Raw genomic sequence first — 3,573 nt, 5'->3', positions numbered from 1 at the left:
GTGCGGGGCTCCTGCGATTTCTAGCTGAAAACAGGTGTTCGTAGATGTCCGTTGACAAGGGATCTCCTCTCGTAAAATGGGATCACCTCGAGATAACCCCTCTTTAGCTGGGCTAGACCTATGGACATCATCACCCTTGGCTGGATTGCCGTCCCCACCTTCTTCGTTCTTTCCATTGCTCTGGTGGTCTGGGGGCGCAACGGCATGTAATTTGTCATGCCTGGATTGAGCCTCACATCCATCTTGCATTCATCTTGTTGTTCCTGCCGCCGATATTGACGGGGTTACCCCCGCTCACACCATGGAAACCGATCTTCCCTTGGTCGCCCGCATCGCCTACGGAAGCATCTTTTTGCTGTTGACAGCCGTAACCCTGGGCGTTGGCTACATTACCTTCATCGACTGGCGGGATCGGCGGCGACGCAACGAAGTTGAGCGCAAAGCCCGTCGCTCCAAGCGCTAGCGCCGCTGTTGGGCCTGCTCAGGTCAGTCTTCAACCCAACTCAGGGTGGGGACGGCTAGATAAGGCAAGGGATCCTGGGGTTGCAGTTGAGAAAGATGCCGCAGGATGCCCTGGTTAGCCTGCCACAGGGCTTGCACATCCCATCCAGCGTAGGTGGGCAGAAAGTCCGCCAGCTTGCGGTTGGCCTCCCCCAGCAGGATCATGCAGCCGCGGCGGTTGCCGTTTTGCAGGTGATAGTAGGCCACGGCGGTTTGCAAAAGCCCCTGGTAGAAGCGCCGCTCTGGATCCACTGCCTCCATCCACAGGGCCTCTAGGGTGTCGTGGCAGGCGTAAAATTCCCCCCGGTTAAACTGCTCGGCGGCCAAACGCAACGCTTCTGAGTGGGCATTGCTCATGTGGCTAGGCACAGTTGTGGGCTAGGGGTGAGGTCTGCACAGGCAGGGATCCCTGCGGCAACACCAGGGTAAAGCAGGTTTTGCCTTGAGAACTCTCCACCGAGACGCTGCCCCCCAACCGCTGCATCCACTGCTTGACCAAAGCCAGGCCCAGGCCGGTGCCGCCCCGCTTCCAGGGATCCCCGCTGGGGATGCGGTAGAACTTCTCGAAGATGCGCTCCCACTCGCTGTGGGGAATTTCTACTCCCTCGTTGATCACCCGAATTTCCACCTGCTGCGGGCCAGAGCGCTGCGCTGTTACCCAGATGTTGCACCTTGGGGGAGTATACTTGCAGGCGTTGTTGACCAGCTCCTGCACCACCCGCTCCAGGCCGCCCCGATCGGTGAGCACCTTGCCCACATTTGGCGCAATCTGCCACTGCAACCGTTGCTGGTTGGCCTGGGCCCGCTGTAGAAACGGCTCCAGCACGCTGGGCAGCCAGGTTGCCAGCGGCACTTCTTCCAGATGGAGCGTTTTGGATCCCTGCTCCAACCGCTGCAGATCCAAGAGATCGTTGACCAATTCCGCCTCCCGCTCACACTCCTGCTCCAAAATCTTGAGATATTGCTCTCGTTTTTGGGGGGCGCGGGCGGTTTTCAGCAGTTGGATGGCCATCCTCATGTTGGTGATGGGGGTGCGCAGCTCGTGGGAGACGGTGCTCAAAAAATCATCTTTGAGGCGGTTGAGGCGCTCCAGCTCACCAATTTGCTGCACAGAAGCCTGGTAGAGGCGGGCCTGGCGGATGGCAATGGCGCAGTGATCCGCCACCTGCTGCACCACCTGCACCTCCAGTTCATCAAAGCACTCGGCTGCCGGCTTCGCCAGCCAGAGATCCCCCAGCACCCCTTGGTCATCCCGCAGCGGGCACACCAGCAGGGTCAGCCCTTCCCGACGGGGGATCCAGCCCTGCCCAGGCAAGTGGCAGAATTGCACCGCTTGACCCCCTTGCAGGTGCCGGTAAAGATCGGGGTAGTCGGCCAAGGTCAGGGTGATCCCGCCGACGGGCGGTAGGGCAGAGGTGTATTCGTAGCGCACCGTGGCTTGGCCGGCTGCCCAATCGTAGAGACAGAGATCGCACCCTTGGATGGACAGCCCCAGAGCCAATTCTTGCACCACTGCCCGCAGGATCTGGGCTTCCTCCAAACTGCTGCGCACCTGGTCGGTGACCCGCTGCAAGAGGGCATCCATAGCCAGAGATCGCTGCAGGGCCGCCGTCCGCTCCTGCACCTCCTGCTCCAGACGGGCGTTGAGGGTTTGCAACTGCCGGTAGAGCTGATTTTGCGTAATGGACAGGGCCAAATGTACCCCGACCCGACTCATCAGCTCTTGCTCTGCAGCTGACCAAGCCTTAGGCTCGTCAATTTTCAGCTCCCGCCAGGCAGCAAAAGAGATCAAAGGCAGTTCTTGTCTGGGATCCCCCTGAGCAAACCAACGGTAACCCGCCCAGTGGGTTTCTTGGCAGATGGCCGCGCGAAACACGCTCAGCCAGCCCACGGGCTGGTCATTCCAGACAAGCTGTACCATCAGCAGGCCACGAATGGGCGTCTGCTTCATCTGCTCTTGCAGCTCCGGCCATTTCTCCAAGTGGGAGAGCGACCACATCTTGACCCAGCCCCCCGCTCCTCCGGCCCTTCCGAGCTGCTCCTGTAGCCAGGTGTCGTAGCTGGCCGGGGGTTGCACGCCATGACAACAGAGGGTATCTGAGCCCATAAAGTGGATCCGCAGCCGTGCCCCGATCCCCTGCAAACCGGCAGCAAGCTGCTCCAGCACCGTGGTCAAGGTCGTCTCCGGGTGCAGGGGCGAGTAAACTAGAGCAGCAATTTGGTTGATGAGGCGTTCCTGCTGCGCCTTCTGCCGCGCCTGCTCCAGCAATTCCGCCTGAGCAATGGCAATGGAAACTTGATCCGCCAGCAACTGCACCACCTGCAGCTCTTCTTGGGAGTAGGGACGAGGCTCAGCATGATGGGAGACCAACAGCCCCCATAGCTCCTGGTGATGCATCAGGGGAACCACCAAGGAAGAGGCCACCCCCATGGATTTCAAATAGTGAACATGGCAGGGATCCACGGGCCGCTGCAGCGGCTCGCCCAGAGGAACCCTAGCAGACAACCCCCAAGACTCCGGCTGGCTGATGGAACGGCTCTGCGCCTCCACATCCACAATCACCCGCACCTGAGCTAGGCGAAACAACCGCCGCGCCTCCTCGGGAATGTCCCCTGCCGGAAAAGTCAGCCCCAAGAGCGAGGGCAGCCGCTCCCCGCCTCGTGCTTCCGCCACCACCGTCCCATGCCCTTCCGGGTCGAAGCGGTACACCTTCACCCGATCCGTACCCAAAAAGGCGCGCACCTCCTCCACCGTCGCCCTCAGGATCTGATCCAGCTCCAGGGATTGCCGAATCTGGTGGGTGATGCGGTTGATGAGGGCATCTCGGCTGGGTCGAGCTTCGGCAGCCCGCGTTTTGGTATCCATAGTTGCAAGCCCCTAGCCCCTGGAATTAGCGGAGAGCATCTAGAAACTAGAAAAATATCTAGAAATACATTCCTTTTTTCCAGCATAGGATGCCTTTGAGAAGAGCAGTCGGAGTTGAAAAGAAAAGTTAAAGAAAAAGTTAAAAATGGTAACTCAGGGTTTCCCGGGTTGGAATCGCGTAAACTACCCGGCTCCGACCGCTAAGC

The 3,573-nt window shown here is 59.7% G+C and carries 4 protein-coding genes; 2 read left to right on the top strand and 2 right to left on the bottom strand.

Annotated features, from left to right (window positions below; all coding sequences use genetic code 11):
- Nucleotides 1–120: 120 nt before the first annotated feature.
- Both NW815_RS11705 and NW815_RS11700 read left to right on the top strand, forming a co-directional pair.
- Nucleotides 121–210, top strand: coding sequence for a cytochrome b6-f complex subunit PetN (locus NW815_RS11705; RefSeq protein ID WP_244349857.1), 90 nt, complete (start codon nt 121–123; stop codon nt 208–210).
- A gap of 91 nt (nt 211–301) precedes the next feature.
- A complete protein-coding gene (locus tag NW815_RS11700; protein ID WP_011434030.1) occupies nt 302–463 on the top strand; it encodes a hypothetical protein in 162 nt (53 codons plus the stop codon).
- A gap of 23 nt (nt 464–486) precedes the next feature.
- Here the strand turns inward: NW815_RS11700 and NW815_RS11695 are convergent, their stop codons facing one another.
- Both NW815_RS11695 and NW815_RS11690 read right to left on the bottom strand, forming a co-directional pair.
- Nucleotides 487–858 (bottom strand): DUF309 domain-containing protein, encoded by a 372-nt coding sequence (locus NW815_RS11695; protein WP_414357508.1) that lies wholly within the window; start codon nt 856–858, stop codon nt 487–489.
- Nucleotides 859–862: 4 nt separating this feature from the next.
- The gene (locus NW815_RS11690; RefSeq protein ID WP_414416039.1) at nt 863–3,367 is read right to left on the bottom strand and encodes a GAF domain-containing protein; all 2,505 of its coding nucleotides are present in this window, start codon (nt 3,365–3,367) and stop codon (nt 863–865) included.
- Between the last annotated feature and the right edge of the window lie 206 nt (nt 3,368–3,573).

Origin of the sequence: Synechococcus sp. R6-7 (assembly GCF_047461695.1) — a bacterium.
Taxonomy (GTDB): Bacteria; Cyanobacteriota; Cyanobacteriia; order Thermostichales; family Thermostichaceae; genus Thermostichus.
This window is presented reverse-complemented; position numbering and strand designations above follow the sequence as displayed.

What these genes read in the sequence shown, in the direction of transcription:
- NW815_RS11695 (WP_414357508.1), bottom strand. Translation starts at nt 858, where the DNA reads ATGAGCAATGCCCACTCAGAAGCGTTGCGTTTGGCCGCCGAGCAGTTT.
- NW815_RS11705 (WP_244349857.1), top strand. Translation starts at nt 121, where the DNA reads ATGGACATCATCACCCTTGGCTGGATTGCCGTCCCCACCTTCTTCGTT.
- NW815_RS11690 (WP_414416039.1), bottom strand. Translation starts at nt 3,367, where the DNA reads ATGGATACCAAAACGCGGGCTGCCGAAGCTCGACCCAGCCGAGATGCC.
- NW815_RS11700 (WP_011434030.1), top strand. Translation starts at nt 302, where the DNA reads ATGGAAACCGATCTTCCCTTGGTCGCCCGCATCGCCTACGGAAGCATC.